The sequence below is a fragment of the Flavobacterium sp. 83 genome (assembly GCF_000744835.1).
Classification (GTDB): Bacteria; Bacteroidota; Bacteroidia; order Flavobacteriales; family Flavobacteriaceae; genus Flavobacterium.
In genome coordinates this window covers 195,297-218,349 of the sequence record NZ_JQMS01000001.1, presented here as the reverse complement: position 1 = coordinate 218,349, position 23,053 = coordinate 195,297, and the positions used below count along the sequence as shown (strand labels likewise).

General features: G+C 31.1%; 18 protein-coding genes and 1 pseudogene. 7 read left to right on the top strand and 12 right to left on the bottom strand.

The features are described 5' to 3' along the window. Positions 1–1,531: 1,531 nt before the first annotated feature. Positions 1,532–2,149 (bottom strand): annotated as a pseudogene (locus tag T410_RS17285) (choice-of-anchor L domain-containing protein); the annotation flags it as partial. Positions 2,150–2,182: 33 nt separating this feature from the next. Continuing rightward, entirely contained in the window at positions 2,183–2,332 is a 150-nt protein-coding gene (locus T410_RS17010; protein WP_193743714.1) for a hypothetical protein, read from the bottom strand. A gap of 225 nt (positions 2,333–2,557) precedes the next feature. Between T410_RS17010 and argS the strand changes: the two genes are divergently transcribed. Then, the gene (gene argS, locus T410_RS00990) at positions 2,558–4,336 is read left to right on the top strand and encodes an arginine--tRNA ligase (protein WP_035667858.1); all 1,779 of its coding nucleotides are present in this window, start codon (positions 2,558–2,560) and stop codon (positions 4,334–4,336) included. 266 nt (positions 4,337–4,602) lie between these two features. Here the strand turns inward: argS and T410_RS16845 are convergent, their stop codons facing one another. From T410_RS16845 to T410_RS00965, 5 genes are all read right to left on the bottom strand, one after another. Next, on the bottom strand, positions 4,603–5,040 hold the full coding sequence (locus tag T410_RS16845) for a cytochrome c (RefSeq protein ID WP_152556916.1): 438 nt from the start codon (positions 5,038–5,040) through the stop codon (positions 4,603–4,605). A gap of 50 nt (positions 5,041–5,090) precedes the next feature. After that, a complete protein-coding gene (locus tag T410_RS00980) occupies positions 5,091–5,960 on the bottom strand; it encodes a DUF5777 family beta-barrel protein (protein ID WP_051929315.1) in 870 nt (289 codons plus the stop codon). A 198-nt stretch (positions 5,961–6,158) separates the two neighbouring features. Beyond that, complete coding sequence (locus tag T410_RS00975; protein WP_035667856.1) at positions 6,159–8,696, bottom strand: TonB-dependent receptor; 2,538 nt, start codon at positions 8,694–8,696, stop codon at positions 6,159–6,161. Then, on the bottom strand, positions 8,697–9,596 hold the full coding sequence (locus T410_RS00970) for a FecR family protein (protein WP_035667854.1): 900 nt from the start codon (positions 9,594–9,596) through the stop codon (positions 8,697–8,699). A 44-nt stretch (positions 9,597–9,640) separates the two neighbouring features. Then, positions 9,641–10,162, bottom strand: a complete 522-nt coding sequence (locus tag T410_RS00965) for an RNA polymerase sigma factor (protein WP_035667853.1) — start codon at positions 10,160–10,162, stop codon at positions 9,641–9,643. Positions 10,163–10,483: 321 nt separating this feature from the next. Here T410_RS00965 and T410_RS00960 point away from each other — a divergent pair, with 321 nt between their 5' ends. From T410_RS00960 to T410_RS00945, 4 genes are all read left to right on the top strand, one after another. Then, positions 10,484–11,527: a hypothetical protein gene (locus T410_RS00960; protein ID WP_035667852.1), complete on the top strand. Its 1,044-nt coding sequence runs from the start codon at positions 10,484–10,486 to the stop codon at positions 11,525–11,527. Positions 11,528–11,577: 50 nt separating this feature from the next. Further along, positions 11,578–12,300 carry a hypothetical protein gene (locus T410_RS00955; RefSeq protein WP_035667851.1) on the top strand — a complete coding sequence of 241 codons (723 nt, stop codon included), beginning with the start codon at positions 11,578–11,580 and terminating at the stop codon, positions 12,298–12,300. A gap of 123 nt (positions 12,301–12,423) precedes the next feature. Further along, on the top strand, positions 12,424–13,773 hold the full coding sequence (gene ffh / locus T410_RS00950) for a signal recognition particle protein (RefSeq protein WP_035667849.1): 1,350 nt from the start codon (positions 12,424–12,426) through the stop codon (positions 13,771–13,773). 136 nt (positions 13,774–13,909) lie between these two features. Next, positions 13,910–14,791: a bifunctional 5,10-methylenetetrahydrofolate dehydrogenase/5,10-methenyltetrahydrofolate cyclohydrolase gene (locus T410_RS00945; RefSeq protein WP_035667846.1), complete on the top strand. Its 882-nt coding sequence runs from the start codon at positions 13,910–13,912 to the stop codon at positions 14,789–14,791. Between the two features lie 267 nt (positions 14,792–15,058). Here T410_RS00945 and T410_RS16355 read toward each other — a convergent pair whose 3' ends face one another. The 5 genes from T410_RS16355 to T410_RS00920 form a co-directional block, all read right to left on the bottom strand. Next, positions 15,059–17,089, bottom strand: coding sequence for a response regulator (locus tag T410_RS16355; protein WP_193743713.1), 2,031 nt, complete (start codon positions 17,087–17,089; stop codon positions 15,059–15,061). A gap of 381 nt (positions 17,090–17,470) precedes the next feature. Continuing rightward, positions 17,471–18,283, bottom strand: coding sequence for a 23S rRNA pseudouridine(2604) synthase RluF (gene rluF / locus T410_RS00935; RefSeq protein WP_035667844.1), 813 nt, complete (start codon positions 18,281–18,283; stop codon positions 17,471–17,473). A 75-nt stretch (positions 18,284–18,358) separates the two neighbouring features. After that, entirely contained in the window at positions 18,359–19,210 is an 852-nt protein-coding gene (locus T410_RS00930) for an alpha/beta fold hydrolase (RefSeq protein WP_035667842.1), read from the bottom strand. Between the two features lie 36 nt (positions 19,211–19,246). Further along, complete coding sequence (locus T410_RS00925) at positions 19,247–20,026, bottom strand: zinc ribbon domain-containing protein (RefSeq protein WP_035667840.1); 780 nt, start codon at positions 20,024–20,026, stop codon at positions 19,247–19,249. 3 nt (positions 20,027–20,029) lie between these two features. Further along, positions 20,030–21,124 (bottom strand): Nif3-like dinuclear metal center hexameric protein, encoded by a 1,095-nt coding sequence (locus T410_RS00920; RefSeq protein WP_035667838.1) that lies wholly within the window; start codon positions 21,122–21,124, stop codon positions 20,030–20,032. A gap of 117 nt (positions 21,125–21,241) precedes the next feature. On the opposite strand from T410_RS00920, the gene lpxK reads away from it, so the two are divergent. Both lpxK and T410_RS00910 read left to right on the top strand, forming a co-directional pair. Next, positions 21,242–22,267 (top strand): tetraacyldisaccharide 4'-kinase, encoded by a 1,026-nt coding sequence (lpxK, locus tag T410_RS00915; protein ID WP_035667836.1) that lies wholly within the window; start codon positions 21,242–21,244, stop codon positions 22,265–22,267. Next, positions 22,239–23,051: a purine-nucleoside phosphorylase gene (locus T410_RS00910; protein ID WP_035667834.1), complete on the top strand. Its 813-nt coding sequence runs from the start codon at positions 22,239–22,241 to the stop codon at positions 23,049–23,051. Before lpxK ends, T410_RS00910 begins: the two co-directional genes overlap by 29 nt. Positions 23,052–23,053: the final 2 nt, after the last annotated feature.

The following is a 23,053-nucleotide window of genomic DNA, read 5'->3' as shown; positions in this document are numbered from 1 at the left end:
AAATAGATTTTGTAGTATTAATAATAGTTCCAACAGGGATAATTGGTAAGCCTTTGTTAGGTCCTGTATAATAAGTAGCACCATTTGGATCTAACGGTAAAGTATAAGAAGTACAATCAAATCGATTGCCATAATTAGGCAATGGTGTAAACGGAATTATTGTTATGGTAAAAGTTTTTTCTGTTTGACAAGATGGTGTAACAGAAGAATCAATAATCCAAACATATAGTGTTGTCGCCCCGGCCTTATTTATAATTGTGCCACTTGGGATTTCAGTATTGCCAGTAGTTAAATCGCCACCACTCAAAGTGTAATATTTAGCATAGGGTAATTCAGGTAATTTGTATTCAGTGCAATAAGTGCTACTTGTGGGTGTTATTTCATCTAGATTTATAATGGTAACTTTGAATGAATCTTCATTTGTACAAATTCCATTTTGATTATAAACATATATTTCACTAGTTGTTGAAACTAAATCACCAGTAAAAAGTTGGGTGCCGGTTTTATTAGTGTCGGTCCAATATTGAGCACCTGTTTTTGTTAATGCAGGCAACTTATAGGCATTACATACATATACATCTGGTAAAATATCTACTTCTGGAAAAGGGGTAACAGTAAGTTTAAAACTTGATGTTACATAGCAACCAATATTTGAAATATTTTGAACTCGTACATAAACTATTCTTGAGGACATTAATGCTTCATCATTAGTGTTTAAGCTGATAATGTTATTATTATTTTGGGCTCCAGTTAAAGAGTAATGAAAAGAAACTACATTGTAAAGAGGGTCTTGAGAACCTAGTATTAAAGCTTTTTGGGCAGTAAAATCAAAAACGGTTTTTGGAGTAATGTCACTTGCGCTTATTGCACATATCGTGGTATCAATAGGAGTATTCGCAACTATTGGACTCGTTACAATTTGCAATTGAAAAGATTGTATTTCATAGCAACCAGAATCTGGATTTTCTATCCTTACAAAAAGTGTCTTGCCATTTTCTGAACTTAAAATCGAATGAGGACTTGACAATGGGTTTAATCCATTAGTAGCATCACTATTTGTTAAATAATAACTAATGAGAGTTTTTGCGGGTAAATCATCAAGGATGCCTGTAGGAGTTTTTGCTTGATTGACTCCTGCTAAAATAATGGATGTATTTTTGTTTAGATCAAAATCATACGATGCTGCTCCAGTGTCGCAGTTGTAAATGTCGGGAACATTAATTACTCCAATAGGAGGGTAAAATTCAATAATTATAGCATCAGTTACTTCAGTACATCCGGGTTCAATATAACTGACACTAAAGGTATGACTGCCAGAGGTAATTAGTGGTGATATTGTATTTAAATCTAAGCTAATTCCCGTTTCGGCTGGAGATATTGGAATTCCTTCTTTTTTCCAAACAAATGTTGTCCCTGGTTTTAGACCAGATGTAGTCAAGATAGGTAAAGCACTACCAAGACAAATTGCTTTTTTATTAGCAACGGTATAATCTAATCCTAAAACATCTTGCCCAATATTAAAACTATTACCCTTTAAGAAAATAGCCGAATCATAGCCGGTATTATTACCGCCATCAGCAATTACAATTTTAATATGGTAGATGTGATTTGTATTTAAACCAGTTGCCGAGGCGACCATGGCAACAGTTTGTCCGTTAAAATTAATTGCAGGCCCAAAACCATTACTGTTGAATGTGTCAAAATAACTAGGATTAACAGATGAACAATTAGAGTTATAGGTGTTGTCTCTTATTGTTTCTACTGAAACTGGAGTACTTGTACCAGGAATTACTGCTAAATTTATATTTGAGCCACCAGCAGTAACATCTTTCAAAAGAAATGCAAATGCATCCGAGAATTTGCATTGGGAAGTTCCATATTCTTCTGAGGCAAAAAGAAATGAAAAGTCAAAATTGGGTGTTTTTGGCTGAAAATCAAATTCAATGTAGCTTGCATTTACGGAGTTGATTGTGGTTCCTGACTGAGATAGTAAGTTTGCTTCTAAATCAGCATCACCTGTCCATGCATCACTCCCATCACTTAAAATAGTATTGTTAGGGCTTGGAGTCTTTGTGACATCACCAGTTGATAAAACAACACCATTAGAGAAAGGGAAAGTAGTATTGCTATTTTCAAAGTAACCAATACCATTTGTTGATCCATACTGTGAACCCGTTTTGTATTATACGTTAGTTGCAGATACACAAGGAGAATTAATTAAAACCTGATTAATTAATTGCTCGGTAGTATAGGTAGTTGTATTTACTGTTACTGATTGAGAAAAACAAACTGCAGTAAAAAATAAAAAGAGCAGCAGCTGAAATTTTTTCATAAAATTTTATTTAAAATCAAATTTACAATAAATCGACTTAGTACAAATAAATCTGTTGGAATATTGTTTATAAATTAATATATAAGTGGATTCTTTCAAATTTAAATACGGTTTTAGTTATTTGGTTCAATAAAACCAAACTATTCTGTTTTGGATTTCAAATTTAATTTTCTAAAAAAAAATCTAATTAAATACTATCTTTGCAACCTTTAAATAAATTATAAAATGACATTACCGCAAATACTTACGCCTTCTATTGAAAAAGCTGTTCAAGCTCTATTTGACATTACAATTGACAAAGTTGAATTTCAAACCACTCGGAAGGAATTTGAAGGTGATATTACAATGGTTATTTTTCCATTATTGAAAGTTATTAAAAGTAATCCCGTAGAATTGGGGAATAAAATAGGGAACTATTTAGTGGAAAATCTAGCCGAAGTGGTTCGTTTTAATGTTGTTTCAGGATTTTTAAACATTGTTATTTCTGATGAATATTATTTAAACTTTTTCAAAGGAATCAAAGACGATACAAAGTTTGGTTTTGTTACACCTAATCCCGAAGATAAAGCAGTAATGGTGGAATATTCGTCACCAAATACAAATAAACCGCTGCATTTAGGTCACGTTCGTAACAATCTTTTGGGATATTCAGTTGCCGAAATTATCAAAGCATCCGGGAAAAAAGTATATAAAACCCAAATCATAAACGATAGAGGAATTCATATTTGTAAATCAATGTTGGCTTGGCAAAAATTCGGAAACGGCCAAACGCCAGAATCATCAGGTTTAAAAGGAGATAAATTAGTTGGAAATTTTTATGTAGCTTTCGATAGAGCCTATAAAGAAGAAATTGCCCAATTAATGAGCGCTGGGAAAACCGAAGAAGAAGCCAAAAAGCAAGCGCCAATCATTCTTGAAGCTCAAGAAATGCTTTTGAAATGGGAATCTGGTGATGCGGAGGTAATAAATCTTTGGAAAACTATGAACCAATGGGTTTATGATGGTTTTGCCGTTACGTATAAAAATTTAGGTGTTGATTTTGATTGTTTTTATTACGAAAGCAATACTTATTTATTAGGAAAAGATGTTGTGCAAATAGGTTTAGAGAAAGGTGTTTTTGAAAAAGATCCTGACGGTTCAGTTTGGATTGATTTGACGGATGAAGGTTTAGACAGAAAAATTGTGCTTCGTTCAGACGGAACAGCAGTTTATATGACGCAGGATATTGGAACCGCAATTCAGCGTGTAAAAGATTACCCAGATGTTGGCGGAATGGTTTATACGGTTGGAAATGAACAAGATTATCATTTCAAAGTATTGTTTCTTATCCTGAAAAAACTAGGTTTTGATTGGTCTAAAAATCTTTTTCATTTATCATATGGAATGGTAGATTTACCTTCCGGAAAAATGAAAAGCCGCGAGGGAACTGTTGTAGATGCAGATGATTTGATGCAGGAAATGACAGATACAGCTCAAAAAATTGCTGAGGATTTAGGGAAATTAGATACCTATTCTGATGAAGAAAAAGTAAAATTATACAACACTATAGGTTTAGGTGCCTTAAAATATTACATTTTAAAAGTAGATCCCAAAAAACGAATCTTATTTAATCCAGAAGAATCAGTAGATTTTGCAGGAAATACGGGCCCATTTATTCAATATACATATGCTCGTATTCAATCTATTATTCGTAAGGCTAATTTTGATTATAACATTCCTGGGACAGCTAAGGAACTTCACGAAAAAGAGAAAGAATTATTGAAACAATTGGAATTATTTCCTGAGGTTATTCAAAATGCGGCACATAATCATAGCCCTGCTTTATTGGCAAATTTTACTTATGATTTGGTACGTGAATACAATTCATTCTATCAAGCAGTTCCTATTCTTGGTGAAGAAGATCTAGAGAAGAAAATTTTTAGAGTACAGTTGTCTAAAAAAGTGGCTGATACTATCGCTGCTTCTTTCAGTTTGTTGGGAATTAATGTTCCTGAACGAATGTAAAATTAAACTATTTTAAAACTAATAAAAAAGACTCCAAATGAAAATTCGGAGTCTTTTTTATTTGGAAACAAAAACTATTATTACTGTTCTAATTTGAAATTATAGAAGCATCTATGTTTTTGGGATTTTACTTTGCATTAGATTTTAGTGGCATCGATTTCATAAAGCTTGTCCTAGAAGCTTCAAAAGTTATTTTTTCAGGAAATGAAAAATGCTACTATCACTAAAAAAACTAATTAAGTAAGTTGTTATTTTTTATCTTATTTTTATTGTAGGTAGCCCTGGGTTTTCCATAGTAAAATTAAATCGATATTTGCTTGAGACATTTTCCCACTTGGAGGCATTGTCACACAACCATTAGCTTGAATGGTACATAACAATTTTCCTGAACTAGTGGCATTTTTTACCTGAGTATAGGTTGATAAAGCAGGAGATTGACCTCCGCTATGACATGAAGCGCAGTTAGTAGTTATAATTGGCTTAATGTCTGTGGTGTATGTTTTACTTGTACTAATCGTTGTTGGGGTAGTAGTAGAAGTAGTGGTTGTCGTTGGCGTCGTAGTTGTTGGCGTCGAAGTTGTTGGGGTCGTTGTTGTGGTCGTTGTCGTTGCTACCGGTTGCTCAATTTCACTGTAAGTGTTTGGTTCGCACGAAAACATTAGCATACTGCTTATAGCCATTAAAAACATTGGTGCTTTTTTCATAATCATTTTATTTGTTTGTTATTATTTATTTTTAATACAGTTTGTTTTAATTAAAATACTCGATACATATTAAAACCAAAGTAAATTCCTTTACTAACCCACTTCCCGGTTGAGTTTGCAAAAGCGGAAGTATCGTTCATAGCTTGACTGTTTGAAAATACCATTTGAAAAACATGTCCGCCAGTTTCTATATCTAAACCTACAGTTAGGGGATTGTGATATTTTGTTGCCAAAAAACCATCAAAAGCACTCATTCGAGTTGCGTATTCAAGATTTACACTTAATCTTTTTGATAATTTATATCTTGCCCCATAGCCTAATAATAATAAATCGGAATATTCAGTTGTATTATCATACAGGTTTTTATGGGTATATATAGGTGCAAATTCAAAAGAAAATGATTCAGTAATTTTTCTTGAAATTAGTAATTGTGATGAATAAGCAATCCTGTTCTTACATTGTAATTGCGGATAATTTATTTTATCAAGTTCGCTATTAATATCAAGAGTGTTATATCCTACAATTGTAACAGGAAAGCCACCAATGATTTGATTTGCTAATTTATATTTCACACCTAATTCATATGTTTTTTGAAAAGTATGCCTGGATAGACCAATAGACAACCAATTTGTTGCTCCATATATACCTCCAATTTTTGTGTTAGCATTATCTAAACCAAAAAAGTTTTGTAATCCCTCTGTCAAATCTCCAAATCGATGAGAAATCAAAATGTAAAATTCTCCTTTTACGGGTAGTTTAGTCGATTGAATGTTACAAATTTGTAATGCCTTGAAGGCGGCAGTTGCTACTTCTTTTTTATCCGATTTAACGTCTAATTGATCCAACAAGTCATCTTGAGCGACTGCATTATGAATTGAGAAAATAAAAAGGATGGAAGTTAAAAAAAAATTAATTTTCATTTAGTTTGAATATTTTTTATAAAACATGGATCTATTTTAGCTCGTACTGCAAATTTTCCTAGCCAGAGTGTTTATTTCTTGATTTTAAAAATGTCATGTAATGCTAAAACATTTAGTAATAGAAATACCCTACTGTAAATTTTAAAAAAACAACAAAATTATTTTTTTTTTAACTTTAATTTATTGTTTTTTAGTGTTTTAAAATGAAGCTCTAAAACTTAAATTAGGGGTTCTTTGTAGGGAGAATGTTTTTATTTCTTCAATAGAATTTGTTAAAGTACTGATTCTATAGTATTCACTAATTTCATTTTTTCTATTTAATACATTTAATATAGATAAGCCTAATTTGTATTGAATTCCTTTGGAAGTTTCCCATTTATAGGTTGATGAAAAGTTGACTTGGAAAAATGAACTTAAGTTTTTATTGTTTGGTGTATTATAATTTATAGCTGGGTTAGAAGTATTTATTTCAGTATTCATAGGCGTTGTTTCAGGACGACCCGAATACCATTTAGATCCCAATGCTATTTTTATATTATTTTTTTCATAAATACCAGCCCATGAAAAAACATGATTCATTTCGAAATTATTTGAAAAAAAGGGAGGTGTAAAGCTTGGGAAATTGTAATTATTATTGTTGTAAGTGTAACTAAACCAGGTCAAAAAATGGTTTATTTTTTTTTGTAGAAGTATTTCAGTGCCGAGAACTTCATAATTACCGTTTATTTTTAAAAACTCTAATTGGTTTTGAAAACCTTGGCTGGCACTCGTTATTCCGGTTACTTTTTTATAAAAATTTTCGAAAGTTAGCAGCCAATTGTTTTTTGAATAAGATAAACTTATAGAAGCTTGTTTGCTTTTTTGGATTGGAATCGTTGTGTTATTTGATAGTATCCATCGCCTCTTTTCTATTCCAAAATAGTCTTTTTGTAAATCGATTGTTTGATGGCTATTTTGACTTTTAAACTCGCCCAAAATCTCTAAATTAAGATGTTTATTAATTCCGTAATTGAATTGCAATCGAGGTTCAGTAATGTATTTTTTAAATTTTTCAATATAATTTAAACGCAATCCGGCATTCAAGTAAATTTTAGACAAGGTGTCATTGAATATGCCTTCTAGGATTACAGCATGTGTTCGCAAAACATCTTTAATTTTTCTGTAAAAACTAGGACTGTTTACTTCATCCAAATTGGTGACACCAATTTCATTAAACTGATATCCATTGTTAAATATAAATTTCGAATTTATTAGATGATTGTTCTCTATTTTAATTCCATTGTCTAAAAGAGTATTTTCTTGAATAACTATTTGATTCCCTTCGGTTATGTTTTTTTGGGCCGTAAGTTTATAAGAGGAAGAGTATGCGTTTATAGAAGTTGTATTTAGATTATTCCAATTTCGTTTCCAAGATAGATTACCGCCATAATTTTTTTGACTTAAAACATCATTTTCTGATTGAACGGTACTGTTTATAGTAGCGGTTTGAAATACGTTTAGTTTATCGTTTATAGTTATCAAATCTAAAATAAGATGGTCTTTTAGGCCTATTTTTTTATAATATTTAAAGGTGATGTCATAAAAACCAAATTTTTTATCACTAGAATAACCTATGTTTTTATTTTGTGCAAAGTCAGTTATGCTGGTGTTTTGAAATGCTTTGTTGTAATATTCTGTGTAAGTTGGAGTCTCTACAAAATCAGTTATTGATTTCCTCGCGGCTATTTCTATGAAAGAATTTTTAGAAATATTGAATTTTGAATAAATATCCGCATTAATCATGTTTATACCAGCACTAAAACTATTTTTTTCAAAATTATTGGGATTTGAAGAAATAGCAATTACACTAGAAACACTTTCTCCGTAAAATGCAGAACTACCATTTTTATAAATTGAAATGGTATGAGCTAAATTAGGATTGAATGCTGATATCAAACCAAAAAAATGCCCCGTTTGATACATTTTTATTCCATTCCAAAGAAATAGATTTTGATCGTGTGTTCCACCTCTTACATTGATGCTGGCAACACTTTCGTCAATACTGTTGATGCCAGGTATTTGTTGCATGGTCTGAAGTACATCTGGTTCAATTAAACCAGGTAAAATACCCAATTTTTTTGGTTTAATATCAAATGAACCATTAGTACTTTTTGAAATTCCGGTTGTTAAGAAATGATTTGTTTTAATTTCTGATAGTTCTGTTATTTCTGATTCCAGTAAAATTTTTAAGCAATCTTTGTTTCCTAGATGAGGGATTGTTATTCTTTTACTTTTATAGCCAATGTAGCTAATCAAGAAATCATTTTTTTCTTCTTTTTTGAATTCAAAATATCCAACTTGGTTTGTAATAGTATGAGTCCCATCCAGAAACTGAATGTTAACATCTTCAAGTGGTTTGTTTTCAGGACCTGCTAGGATATAACCGCAAATAATTTTTGGTTCTGTAGTGTTTTTGTCAGAAATATTGATGAATTTGTTGTCAATGTTTTCGAAAAATAGTTTGGTTCTTTTTTCGAGATACGTTATTTTTTTTTTTAAGGATAGTGTTTTTTTTGGAGGTATAATACTAATTGTTGCTACATTGTTTTCGGTATAATTAAAACTTACTTGATGTTGTTTTTCAATTGTAATTAAAATAGTTTTTAATGCAACAGTTTTGCCTTTATCCTGAGCAGAAATGTTTAGGATAAAAACTAATAAAAAAAATAAGACCGTAATCCGTTTATGAAGCAACATTTACTTTTCTTCAAAAATTATTTTATTTTTGACTGCTTTGTTGAGTTGTAAATTATAGGTTGTAGCAATAATTTGTAGGGCTACATCTATATTATTTGTTGGTATTTTACCAGTAAATAAAGCATTAGTATGGGTTGTATTTAATTCTATTGTGACATTATATTGTCTTTGTATTTCTTCTAAAAGACTATGTAAATTTTCTTTATTGAAAGCTATTTCGTTTTCTAACCATGCTGGTTTTGATGTATTTATAATTGTGTTTGTTTGTTTTCCGTTTTCGAAAGTTACACTTTGCCCGTGGGTCAATATAATTTGTTTGTCTTTGTAGTTTACTTTTACACGACCTTCAAAACAGGTTACATCAAATCGATTTTTTCTTGCTTTTACATTAAACTGTGTGCCTAAAACAGCTACTTTTCCTAAGTTTGTTTGTACTTCAAATCGTCTTCCTTTTGCAACTTTAAAATAGGCCTCGCCTTGTAATTTAATTCTTCTGTTGATGTCCCAATTCCATTTTTTATATTCAATTTCAGAACCAGAATTCAATACTACTTTTGAATTGTCAGGTAATGAAAAAGTAATTTTTTTTCCATTTTGGGCATATTGTGTTTGAGGTGTGAAGTTTTGTATTACATAGGTAATGCCAAGTCCTAAAATGAAGATAGCAGCTATTTGTACGAACCATTTTTTATATAATGGAATTACTTTTGACGCTTTTTTCTCTTGTTTTAGAATGGTTTCTAGTATGCTCTTTTCGTCAAATTCGGCTACTTCAAGTTGAGAAGAATAGTTTTTAATTTTCTCGTAAATAGCATAATTATCACTTGCTTTAAAATCAGCTAATTCTGAATCTGTTAGTTCCTCATTTAGCCATTTTGATAATATGTAATTTTGATCCATGTCGTTTGAGTTGTATAGGTAAAACAATTATAAAGGAATAAACCCTACTTAAAATTTTCAATTTCTTTTCTTAGTTCGAACAAGGCTAAGTGAATTCGTTTCTCTACTGCTTTTATTCCAATGTTTAATTCCTCAGCAATTTCACTGTATTTTTTTCCATCAATACGATGCATCAAAAAAGCGACTCTTTGTGTTTCATTTAAATTTTCAATTGCTTTCAAAAGCTTCTTTTCAAATTCTTTTTTTTCGAATATAAATTCAGGATTTTCATTCGTTTTATCAAAACCAGAGAAATCCTTTTGGTATTTCAAAACCACTTTTTGATGTGCAATTACGTTCAGGGAGCTATTGTTTGCAATGGTATAAATATAGGCCTTGGCTTTTTCTATCGGTACACTAGTACAATTTTGCCATAGTTTAATAAAAGCTTCTTGTACTAAATCGTCTGCCTGATCTTTATTTCCATATTTGTAAAAAATAAAATTCCGTAGTGCTTTAGCATGATTTTTAAAAAAAGATGAAAAAATAATTTCATCACAAGTATTTGACTTATAGGTATTTGACATTTATTTAATGAAATTTTTCTTTACAAATATATATTTATTTTTAATTTTAGTAGGGTAAATGACAGGTAATTTGTTTTGTAATTGTATAATGTCAATATAAAAAATAAAATTATTGATTTTTAAAAAATGTTGTTTTTAATTCTTCGGTGTTTATTAGGTGTTTTTTTCTGTACTAGGTGATCTATAGGGCTTATTTTATTCCGAATCAAAATAGTAAATGGTTGTTTTTAAGCCTATAAAAAGCTTTACAATTCTGTTCCTAGTAATATTGAAAACTGTAAAATTTATATTTTATTTTTATATTTGGTTAAAATTTTAATAATGGTGAGGTTTAATAAGTATTTAGGGTTTCTTTCAGTAGTAAGTTTCTTGCTCCTTTTCTCTTGTCAAAGTGAAATAGCAGAGCAGGAATACAATACGCAAGAAACGATTACGAAAACTACCCCCTTAACTACTTTTATTGAAAGGGTTGTAATGCAAAAAACATCTCAAGATAATATAATTGACAATACGGACTGTTTTATGATAAAACTGCCATATGTAATAACTGTCGACAATGTTGAAATTCCTGTAAATTCTTACGATGATTATGAATTAATTAAAAATAAAACGGATGAAAGTTCTAATGATAATGATGTCATTTATGTTCATTTTCCAATAACAGTAATTTTTAGTGATTATTCTGAAAAGAGAATTTATTCACAAACAGATTTTAATAATCTGTTGTATGATTGTAAAGTAAAATCAGATGATTTATTAAAAATAAATTGTTTAAGTTTTAACTACCCAATAACAATTAAAATATATGATAGTAATAAGCAAATTGCTAGTTCTGTCTCAATTATCGATGATAAAGCTTTGTATGTTTTTATAAATAATTTAGCGGATAATCATTTAATAGCTTTGAATTTTCCGTTAACGATTAATAATTTAACAGGGCAAAAAGTTACAATAGTTGATAATAATCAGCTTGAAAAAGTAATAAAAGAGACTATAGAAATTTGTAAGGAAAACACCAGTACAATACTTGATTTTAATAAAATATTGATAAATGGACCTTGGAAAATAGCTTATTTTTATCATGATTATGAGAAAACACAATTATACAGTGATTATATCTTTACTTTTAATAGTGATTATACTGTGAAAGCATCAAAATTAGGGAATTCTTATAGTGGAGTTTGGTATAGTAAATTAGAAAACGGAGTAAGAGAATTTAAAGTTGATTTCAATGTTAATACACTGGATGATTTAAAACTTAATTGGAAACTATTTGAATTTAATAACTCTAAAATTCGTTTTAGAGGAGGAACCAGTAACAGCGGTTTAGAAACGGATTACTTATATTTTATTAAAATAAATTAAATAAAACGGAGTCAATTTTTTTAGAAATATAAACTTAGTAAATGTAAAGTATGAAAAAAATAGCAATTTTAGTAGTTTTATCCCTTATAGCGATTTCTTGTACACAAGATGCTACTTCAAATGGGAATGTTACATTGAAGGCCTCGGCTATAGCCACAACGGGTAAAGCGTCATTGACTGCACGCTCATCAGCAACAGCAAATGTTGTCATCACAGATTTTAAAGTAAATATTGGAAATATTAAATTTGAAACTGATGAAACAGACAGTAGGCATGAACATGATTCAATTTACGAGGATTTTAAACTTAAAGGTCCGTTTTTATTAGACTTACTGGATGCTAATAATACTTTAAGTCAGACAATAACTTCTGTAGCAATTCCAAATGCGAAATATGAGGAGATTAAATTTAAATTTGAACCGAGTGTTGTTGCAGGTGAAATGTTAGGGAAGAGTTTCTTGATTAAAGGGACTATTGATGGAAAAGTATTTATGGTTTCGAGTAGCGAAGTAGCGGATCTAAAAATGGATTTTATAGATCCATCCAAAGATTTTACTGTTAATGGTACTGATTTAACGCTTACTATAAAAATACAATTGGATGAAGTCATAGCTAGAATAACAACCTTAGCCGGGCAAGGTGTACTTGTAGATACTAATGGAGATGGAGTTATAGAAATTAGTACGTTACTGGGAGGTGATGGACATCATGATCTTGGAGAAGAAATAAGACATTTATTGGAAAATGAAACCCATTTAGATGACAAAGATTAATTAAAGTTGAATTTAATTACAAAAAAAGGGACTATCTTGATAAGGTAGTCTCTTTTTATTTATAATACTATTTAAACTTCAAAATCAAATGCTTAAATTTGCACTTCAATAAAATAAAAAATCATGTTCGATAATTTAAGCGATAAATTAGATAAGGCCTTTCATATACTAAAAGGACACGGAAAAATCACAGAAGTAAATGTAGCAGAAACATTAAAAGAAGTTCGTAGAGCTTTGCTTGATGCCGATGTTAACTTCAAAATCGCAAAAGATTTTACCTCTAGAGTAAAGGAAAAAGCAATTGGTCAAGACGTTTTAACGACACTTCAACCAGGTCAATTATTGGTTAAATTGGTTAAAGATGAATTGACAGAACTGATGGGTGGTGATGTTGCCGGAATTAATTTATCAGGAAATCCTACTGTGATTTTAATGTCAGGTTTACAAGGTTCAGGGAAAACTACTTTTTCTGGAAAACTGGCCAACTATTTACTTACAAAAAAGAATAAGAAACCACTTTTGGTTGCCTGTGATATTTATCGTCCAGCGGCTATTCAACAATTATATGTTGTTGGGGATTCAATAGGTGTAGAGGTTTACTCTGAGCCAGAAAACAAAAATCCTGTCGAAATAGCACAAAATGCCATTAAACATGCAAAAGCCAATGGGTTTAATGTAGTGATTGTGGATACTGCAGGTCGTTTAGCAGTTGATACGGAAATGATGGATGAAATTGCGCGAGTTCATAAAGCAATTCAGCCTCAAGAAACTTTATTTGTTGTTGATGCAATGACGGGGCAGGATGCAGTAAATACAGCTAAAGCTTTTAATGATATACTAAATTTTGATGGAGTAATCCTGACTAAATTAGATGGTGATACCCGTGGAGGAGCTGCTTTGTCTATTAAAACGGTAGTAAACAAACCAATTAAGTTTGTTGGTACAGGAGAAAAGATGGATGCGATTGATGTGTTTTATCCTATTCGTATGGCAGAACGTATTCTTGGAATGGGTGATGTTGTATCTTTGGTAGAAAGAGCACAGGAGCAGTTTGATGAAGAAGAAGCAAGAAAAATCCAAAAGAAAATCGCCAAAAACGAATTTGGTTTTGATGATTTCTTGTCTCAAATTCAACAAGTAAAAAAAATGGGTAATATGAAAGATTTGGTTGGAATGATACCAGGAGCTTCAAAAGCCATGAAAGATGTTGAAATTGAAGACGATGCTTTCAAGCATATTGAAGCAATTATTCACTCGATGACTCCAATAGAAAGAAGCAAGCCAGCTATAATTGATGTAAAAAGAAAAGCTAGAATTGCAAAAGGTTCCGGAACAAAAATTGAGCAAGTCAATCAATTGATGAAACAATTTGAGCAAATGAGCAAAATGATGAAAATGATGCAAGGACCGGGAGGGAAAAATCTAATGAAAATGATGGGTGGTATGCAAGGTGGTATGCCAGGAATGAGATAAAAAAATCGTGTTCAGTATTCAGGTTTTTAGTAATCAGTTTTGAAACACATTATACTATTAATATTTTTAAGAGTTTTTATTTAAGTTTCTAAAAAACTTTAAACTTTAAACTTTAAAACTTTTTAAACAAAGAGAAATGCAACTACTAGACGGAAAAAAAACATCGGAAGATATTAAACAAGAAATTGCTGCCGAAGTACAATTAATGAAAAATAATGGGGAAAAGGTACCTCATTTAGCAGCAGTAATTGTTGGTACAAATGGAGCTAGCTTAACTTATGTTGGAAGTAAAGTGCGATCTTGTGAGCAAATTGGTTTCGAATCCACTTTGGTAAGTTTACCGGAAACTATTACTGAGGATGAGTTGCTTTCAAAAATCAAAGAACTAAATGAGGATGATAATCTAGATGGTTATATCGTTCAATTGCCTTTGCCAAAACATATTGATGAGCAAAAAATATTGATGGCAATAGATCCGGATAAAGATGTAGATGGTTTTCATCCTGCAAATTTCGGGAAAATGGCTTTGGAAATGGAGACATTTTTACCAGCAACACCATTTGGAATTATGCAATTATTGGAACGATACAAAGTAGAAACAGCGGGCAAACATACCGTAGTTATTGGGCGTAGTCATATTGTGGGTAGACCAATGAGTATCTTGATGAGTCGTAAAGGATATCCAGGTGATTCAACAGTAACGCTGACTCACAGCAGAACTAAGAACATTGAAGAATTTACAAAAAATGCCGATATTATTATTACAGCATTAGGAGTTCCAAATTATCTTAAAGCGAATATGGTGAAAGACGGAGTTGTGGTAATAGACGTAGGTATTACCAGAGTGGAAGATGCTTCTCATCCAAAAGGATATGTGATTACAGGAGATGTTGATTTTGATGAAGTGAGTAAAAAGTCCTCGTTTATTACTCCAGTTCCTGGAGGAGTTGGACCAATGACAATTGCGATGCTATTGCAAAATACGCTTCTTGCCAGAAAAATTAGAAGTCGTAAATAAAATTACTATTGTTTATTTGAAGCCTTAAGCGAAAGTTTAAGGCTTTTTTTATATAGTAATGTGTTCTTAGATGTAAAATTGAACTCGGTCTTTTTTATAGCTTCTTTTTTTTGAGAACTGGCTTTTTCGGCTTTATTGAGAGGATAAATAATTTCGTTTACTTTTTTAATTCGTGGCAGTTATATTTTAATAATACTACTATTAATGGATTTTATTTAATCAAAAAAATGGTAATTATTCTTTCCGATCTATTATGACAGTTTTAGATTAAACGCATTTAAAACTCATTTGTTTTGCAATTATTTCTTCCAAATTTTTTAAAATAACAGGTTTTGTAATAAAATCATCCATTCCTTTAGACATGGCTTTTGTTTTGTCTTCATCAAATGCGCTTGCAGTTACTGCAATAATTGGTATAGTATTTATTAGATATTTTGAAGAAGAATGTATTCTTTCTGTGGCTTCAAAACCATCCATTTCAGGCATATGTAAGTCCATAAAAATAATGTCGTAATTGTTTTTTTCAAAAAGAAGAAGCGCTTCTTTTCCGTTATTTGCAATGTCTGATGGAATATTTAGTTTGTCCAAAAGTTTACACAATACTTTTTGATTGATTAGGTTGTCTTCGACAATTAATGCTTTACTGATTTTTGTATCTAGGACCTTTTTTTTATAATCAGTTATTGTATTGTCTTCAGAAATCAATTCGGTATTGATTTTGAATGGAATTTCAAAACTAAAGCTTGATCCGCCAGTTTCTAATGCCGTAATGTTTAATTTGCTACCTCCCATTAGTTGAACTAATTGGTTTGAAATTGTTAAGCCTAATCCAGTACCACCATATTTTCTTGTAGTTGTTAAATCTGCTTGTTCAAACGCTAAAAGTATTTGTTCCGTTTTTTCAGGGTCAATTCCTATGCCGGAATCTAGAATTTTAAAATTTAAATACTGTAAATTATCTATTCGAGAAAGTAAATTTACCTCAAGTTTAACCTCGCCATATATTGTAAACTTAATAGCATTGTCAATAAGATTCATCAATACTTGTTGTAACCTTAAATTATCACCAATTATATTGCTAGATATTTCTTCGTCATAGATGAAAAGTAGTTTTATGTTTTTGTCTTTTATTCGATATTCAAATAATCGGATTAGTTTGCTGAGTTCTTTTTTAAGATTTATAGGATATTGTTCTAACTTCATTTTGCCAGCTTCCATTTTTGAATGATCCAATATCATGTTTACAATACCCAAAAGATGATCTGCACTGTGTTCTGCTATTTCTATATATTCAGTTTGCTCGCTATTTAATGTGCTTGTTTTAAGCATATTTAATATTCCTATGATTCCATTAAGAGGAGACCTAATTTCATGACTCATATTGGCAAGAAATTGAGTTTTGAATGTTGCCGTTTTGTTTGCTTGTTCCGTCTTTTTTTCTAAAAAAATAATATTTTCCGAAAGTTTTTCTTTTAATAATCCATAACTTTTTAATAAAAAGTCAACTTCTCTAATTGATGATTTATGCTTTAAATTAGATATTGGTTCTTTGAAATTTGATTTTATATAATTTGAAATATCCAGTGAAAGTAATTTAATGTCTTTTGTAAAATATTTTGAGATGTAAGTGCTAAGTATTAATGATGTTATAATCGTAAAAATTGTCAAGAATAGTTGAAAATAGAATAAGGTTTCTTTTAATTTATTTATTTTTTTTTCGTTACGATGAATAATTTGAGTAAATAAATTTTCAATGACTCTGTTTATTTGGTTTATTTTGCCATATAAACCTTGATTTTGAGCAACTCCTAATTCTGAACTCAATCTTACCAAGGCATAAAAATTATTTTTATAATCAATGAGAACTTGTCGGGTTAACGAATCAATATTTTTGTCTCTAATTGTAGAATTATATAAATTATCAAATTTTATTATAGACGTGTCGTCCGAACGTAATAAATAGTCTTTTTCATGTCTGCGAAATTGAAGTAAAGTGATTTTATTTAACGACGATTTTTCTTCTAAAAAATGTGCTTTTACCCTCATTTTTCCTTCCACTCCATAATTTTTAAAACCCCTAATTAATGCTGTTTTTTCAAATTGATTCACAATAATAGTAAGATGATCTATTTCCTTTGAAAGTACAATCATAGACTGATTAGTTCCAAGGTTTAGCTCTTCTGATTCTTTGAAAATGAGATCAACTTCCTTTCTTTGTTTTTTTAAGTTGTCTATATACAGTTTAAGGTTTTTTTGATTATTATTAAGATAGAAGTTTTTTTCTTTATATCCGAACAATAAAAAATTTTGAAAATTTATTATATTAGTACTAAAATTTTGTGAAACCTGATAAGATTTATAGGAGAAGATATTGAGATGGTTAACTTTACGATCTATATTAAGATAAAACATAAAACCAATAACTATCAAAATAATCAATGATGAGAATGATAAAAATAGTTGTGTTCTGAAGTAGCGAAAATTGTTTAAATATAATTTCAAGTACAGTTTTTTAAATGTAATTCAAAAGTATATTATTTAAAAAAAAAAGTGATTAAAACTATTCAAACAAAAGGTTAAGCTTTTGCATTCCGAATTAAAATGATTAGAATATAACTTGTTTATTGGGATTGTAGGGCACTTTGGTGTTTAAATAATTAAACTATGTAATTAATTTATTTAATAGTCTCCTCTTCCTTTAAATCTTGGATCATCTCTTTTGATGAATTCGGTTCTTCTTTTTAGAGCTTCCGTTTTGGGTAAACTGGCTTCTTCTGTTTTGCTTGAAGGTTCGATGAGCTCATTCAATTCTTTGATTTCGGCGTCAGTTAAATCGCGGTATCGACCAACAGGAATGTCAAGGGAAATGTTGATGATTCGTATGCGTTTTAGAGCCGTAACATCATATCCTAAATATTCGGTCATTCTACGGATTTGACGGTTTAAACCTTGAGTCAAGATGATTTTGAAAGTGAATTTGCTTATTTGTTCCACTTTACATTTTCGGGTTACCGTATCCAAAATAGGAACTCCATTTCCCATTCTTTCTATGAAACGATCTGTGATAGGTTTGTTTACTGTGACTGTATATTCTTTTTCGTGATTGTTTCTGGCGCGTAATATTTTATTTACGATATCGCCATCATTTGTCATGAAAATTAATCCTTCGCTGGCTTTGTCCAATCGGCCAATAGGGAAAATACGTTTGGGATAATTGATGTAGTCTACAATATTATTGCGAACATCTAAATTAGTGGTACATTCAATTCCTACTGGTTTATAGAAAGCAAGATAAACGGGCTTCTCATTTTTCTCACGGATTAATTTTCCGTCAATACGTACTTCGTCGTCTGGGGATACTTTTGTTCCTAATTCCGGAACGACTCCATTGATGGTTACACGACCTTCTTCAATGATTTTGTCAGCTTCGCGGCGCGAGCAATATCCAGTTTCTCCGATGAATTTATTGAGGCGTTTTAGATTTTCTTCCATGATACAAAAGTAGTGCTAAATTGTTTAATCGTTTATTTGTTTATTTGAAAATTAAGAAGTTAACAAAAGATGTGTTTATAGATCATTTTCAAATAAAAAACGAAATACCTTTTCATATAATTCGTCATCATGCATGCTGTGTCCTAAGCCTTTAGTTTCTATAAAAATGGCGTTTTTCCACATACTGGCAATTTTTTTTCCTTCTTCAAATAGAACAACTGTGTCGTCTACATCATGAGCGATTAGTCCTTTTATTGTTAATTTAGAAGCGAATATTTTTCCTGAGAACTGTTCTAGACTAAGTTTGATGTTATTTAAGTAAAGTTCTTCCAAAGATTTAGAAGTTTTAGAATTTAAACTCAGTAACTTAATATAATTGTTTAGGATGATACTAAAATCACTTGGTGCTCCCAAAATAACCATTTTTTTGAGCAAATTATTTTGGTATACTGATTGGTAATACAAACAGGTTTTTCCTCCAATTGAGTGTCCTATCAGGTATTGTGGTTTGAATTTTTCAACAACAACATGAATAAATTCAGCATACTTGGAAATGTTAAATTCTTTTCCGCTGGATAATCCATGAGCCGGACCATCGATAGCAATAATGGTACTGCCAGATTTTTTTAGATATGGCAATAAGTTTTCCCAACGTGATGCGTTGCTTTCCCATCCATGAACTAATAAAAGGACTGTGTCATTTCCTTGCCAAGTATAGGTTTGAAAGTGGTCTTCTTGATACTGGAAAGTTTCGGATTGTGCTTCCTGTAGGATTTTAGGAAGATTTGTCTTGGATAACCTGCCTTCTCGAGGTTCACTAAAAAGAGCATATGCAAGTTGAATTGCTTTCTTTGGAAATACAAAACTCAAAACGTTAATGTACAATCCAATAGATTTAGTGAAAATAAAATACAACAGTTTCTTCATAATAAAAAAGCCTCCGATAAGGAGGCTTAAATGTAATTAGAATTTAGAAAACAATTGTTCCATTTTCTCTTTTTCCTCATCAGCAAGTGTGCTGTCGACTAATATTCTTCCTGAATGTTCGTCAGTTATGATTTTCTTTCTAGAAGCAATTTCCACTTGTGTTTGTGGTGGGATAGTAAAGAATGATCCTGCAGATGCTCCTCTTTCAATAGAAACTACAGCTAATCCATTACGAACACTTGTTCTGATTCTAGTATAAGCCTTTAATAATCTTTCTTCAATTAAAGCTTGGTATTCAGCTGATTTCTCAGATAAAAAAGCTTCTTCTTTGGCAGTTTCAGCCATGATAGCGTCCAACTCTGATTTTTTATGTTTCAAATGATTAGATTTTGCCTCTAATCTTTCTTTTGAACTTGAGATTATTTCTTTCTTATGCTCAATAGAAGCTTTCATCTCTTTAATTTGTTTTTCAGATAATTGAATTTCTAATTCTTGAAATTCAACTTCTTTAGTCAACGAATTAAATTCTCTGTTATTACGAACAGTTTCTTGTTGCTTCGTATATTTTTTGATAGCCTCCTTGTGCTCATCAATTGCATTCTTTTTTACTTTGATTAGATCCTCGATAACTTCAAGTTCACTTTTCAATTTTTCTGAACGGGTGCTTAATCCTGCAACTTCATCTTCTAAATCCTCTACTTCTAAAGGAAGTTCTCCTCTTACGTTTCTGATTTCGTCAATTCTAGAGTCAATTAGCTGTAAATCGTAAATTGCTCTTAACTTGTCCTCAACACTTAATTCTTTCGTATTCGTCATATTCTATAAGTACTTAACTGGATTTGAATTTTCTTCTGATAAAATAACTGCAAAATTAAGGATTTTTTTCCGAAGATAATCAACAATATAATTTTTTGTATAGCGTTCGCTTTCAAAATGTCCAATATCGGCCAATAAAAGTCTATTTTCAGCTTCATAGAACTGATGATACTTCAAATCAGCTGTTAAATAAGCATCCGCACCTGCCTGAATCGCATTTTTTATCGCAAAACTTCCTGCTCCACCAAGTACTGCTACTTTTTTTATTTCCTTTCCCGTGAAATTAGAATGTCGAATCCCGCCAGATTCCATTTTTTCTTTTGCAAAAAGTAGAAACTCTTTTTCTTTCATGGGTTTTTCTAATTCGCCAATCATTCCCAAGCCAATATTTTGATGCTGGTTTTGTAATTCATAGATTTCATATGCCACTTCTTCATAGGCATGGCTTCTAAATAATGCTTTCAGGATTATATTTTCTAAATGTTTTTCGAAAGTGACTTCAATTTTGATTTCATCACCTTGTACAAATTCGAATCGCTCGCCAACTTGAGGATTGCTGTGTTCGTTTCCCATATAGGTTCCAATTCCTTTCGAATTAAAACTACAGTTTTCATAATTTCCAATAGTTCCAGCTCCGGCATCAAATAGTGCGTTTCGAACTTCTTCGGCATTTTCCGGAATCGTATAGGTTACTAATTTCCGAATAAAATGTTGCTTTGGAATCAGTATTTTAGTATTTACCAATCCTAATGCGTCACTGAATATTTTATTCACGCCTTCTTGATGATTATCCAATGCAGTGTGAACGGCATAAATGGCAATGTCATTTTTTATGGCTTTGATAATTGCTCGTTCCACGTAATTTTTGCCCGTAATTTTTTTTAAACCCGAAAATAATATAGGATGAAAGCAAACTACTAAATTGCATTTTTTTGCAATAGCTTCATCAATTATATTTTCCAAAGCATCATGACAAACTAAAATACCGGTTGCTTCTACTTGTTGATCTCCAACTAATAAACCCACATTGTCAAAATCTTCAGCATAGGCGAGTGGCGCCATTTCTTCAAGTACGGAAATGATTTCTTTTATTTTCATGATTTTTCAGTTTAAAGTTTAAAGTTTGAGGTTTAAAGTTTAATGTTGGCCAACTTTAAACAGTAAACAAAAGAAACAAAATTTTAAATCAAAGATAATTTATTCTACTTTCGTAAAATGAATTTACTTCGAAAATTACTGTTTCCATTTGCCATTTTATATGGCTTGATAACGAGTATTCGGAATTTTCTTTTCAATAAAGGGATTTTAAAATCCTATTCTTTTGATTTGCCTATTATTGCCGTTGGAAACCTTAGTGTTGGCGGAACTGGAAAGACACCACAAATTGAATATTTGATTCGGTTGCTTTCGGATAAATATAAAGTTGCAACTTTGAGCAGAGGTTACAAAAGACAATCTACCGGTTTTATTTTGGCGGAAGCCACTTCAAATGCTGCAATTATTGGCGATGAACCTTTTCAGTTTTATAAAAAATTCGCAACTATTCAAGTTGCGGTTGATGTTGATAGAAAAAACGGAATAGAACAATTGCTTTCTCTTCCAGAAAAACCAGAAGTTATTTTGTTAGATGATGCTTTTCAACATCGAAAAGTTAAAGCAGGTTTGTATATTTTACTGACTTCGTACGGTGATTTGTATTCCGATGATTTTATGTTGCCAACAGGAAATTTGAGGGAGAGTAGCAGTGGAGCGAAAAGAGCGAATGTGATTATTGTTACAAAATGTCCTTCTAACCTTTCGCCAGATGAACAAAATGAAATCAAAAACAAATTAAAGCTGTCGATAAATCAAGAATTGTATTTTACGTACATCGATTATGACGATTGTATTTATTCTGAAAACAGAAAGATTAAAGTCGACGAAATAAGAGTTTTTGATAAAGTGTTAGTTGCCGGAATTGCAAAGCCCGAACCGTTTTTTAACTATTTGAAAAACATAAATGATGCCTGTTTGTCTTTTCCAGACCATCATGATTTTACTGATAAAGACATTTTAGAAATTAAAAATGCAGCTCAGAACAAGATTGTTATTACTACCGAGAAAGATTATGTACGATTGAAAGGAAGTTTGCCAAACGATCAACTTTTTTATCTTCCCATAAAAAGTTCATTTATTTCAGGAAGTGACAATTTTGATAAAAACATTTTAAATTATGTGGGAACAAGTACAGCAAACTGTTAATTTTATTAAAGAAAGAATCGATATTACTCCAGAATACGGGGTGATTTTAGGATCGGGTTTAGGAAGTTTCACTAACGAAATGAAAGTGGAATTTACATTGCCCTATAATGAAATTCCAAATTTCCCTGTGTCAACTGTTGAAGGTCATAAAGGAGCATTAGTTTTTGGTACAATAGGGGATAAAAAAGTAGTTGCTATGCAAGGACGATTTCATTTTTATGAAGGATATTCCATGAAAGAAGTGACTTTCCCAGTGCGGGTAATGAAGTTTTTAGGAGTCGAGAAGCTAATTGTTTCTAATGCATCCGGAGGAGTAAATCCAAATTATAAAGTGGGTTCCATTGTCATGATTACAGATCATATCAATATGACACCGGAACATCCTTTGCGAGGCAAAAATGAGGAGCGTTTTGGTCCTCGTTTTGTAAATATGAGTGAACCGTATTCCAGAAAAATGATTGCTAAAGCGACTGAGTTAGCAAAAGAATTAAATATTGAGGTTCATGAAGGGATTTATCTAGGATTACAAGGCCCTACTTTTGAAACTTTGGCGGAGTATAAAATGGTGAAAATTCTTGGAGCTGATTGTGTTGGTATGTCTACTGTTCCAGAAGTAATCGTAGCGCGCCATATGGATTTAGAAACATTTGGAGTTTCGGTAATTACTGATATGGGAAATGCAGAAAGTATTGGGACTATTTCGCACAATGAAGTTCTGGAAGCTGCTAAAAATGCAGAGCCAAAAGTGAGAAGTCTGATTAAAGAATTGATTTTAAACTATTAATG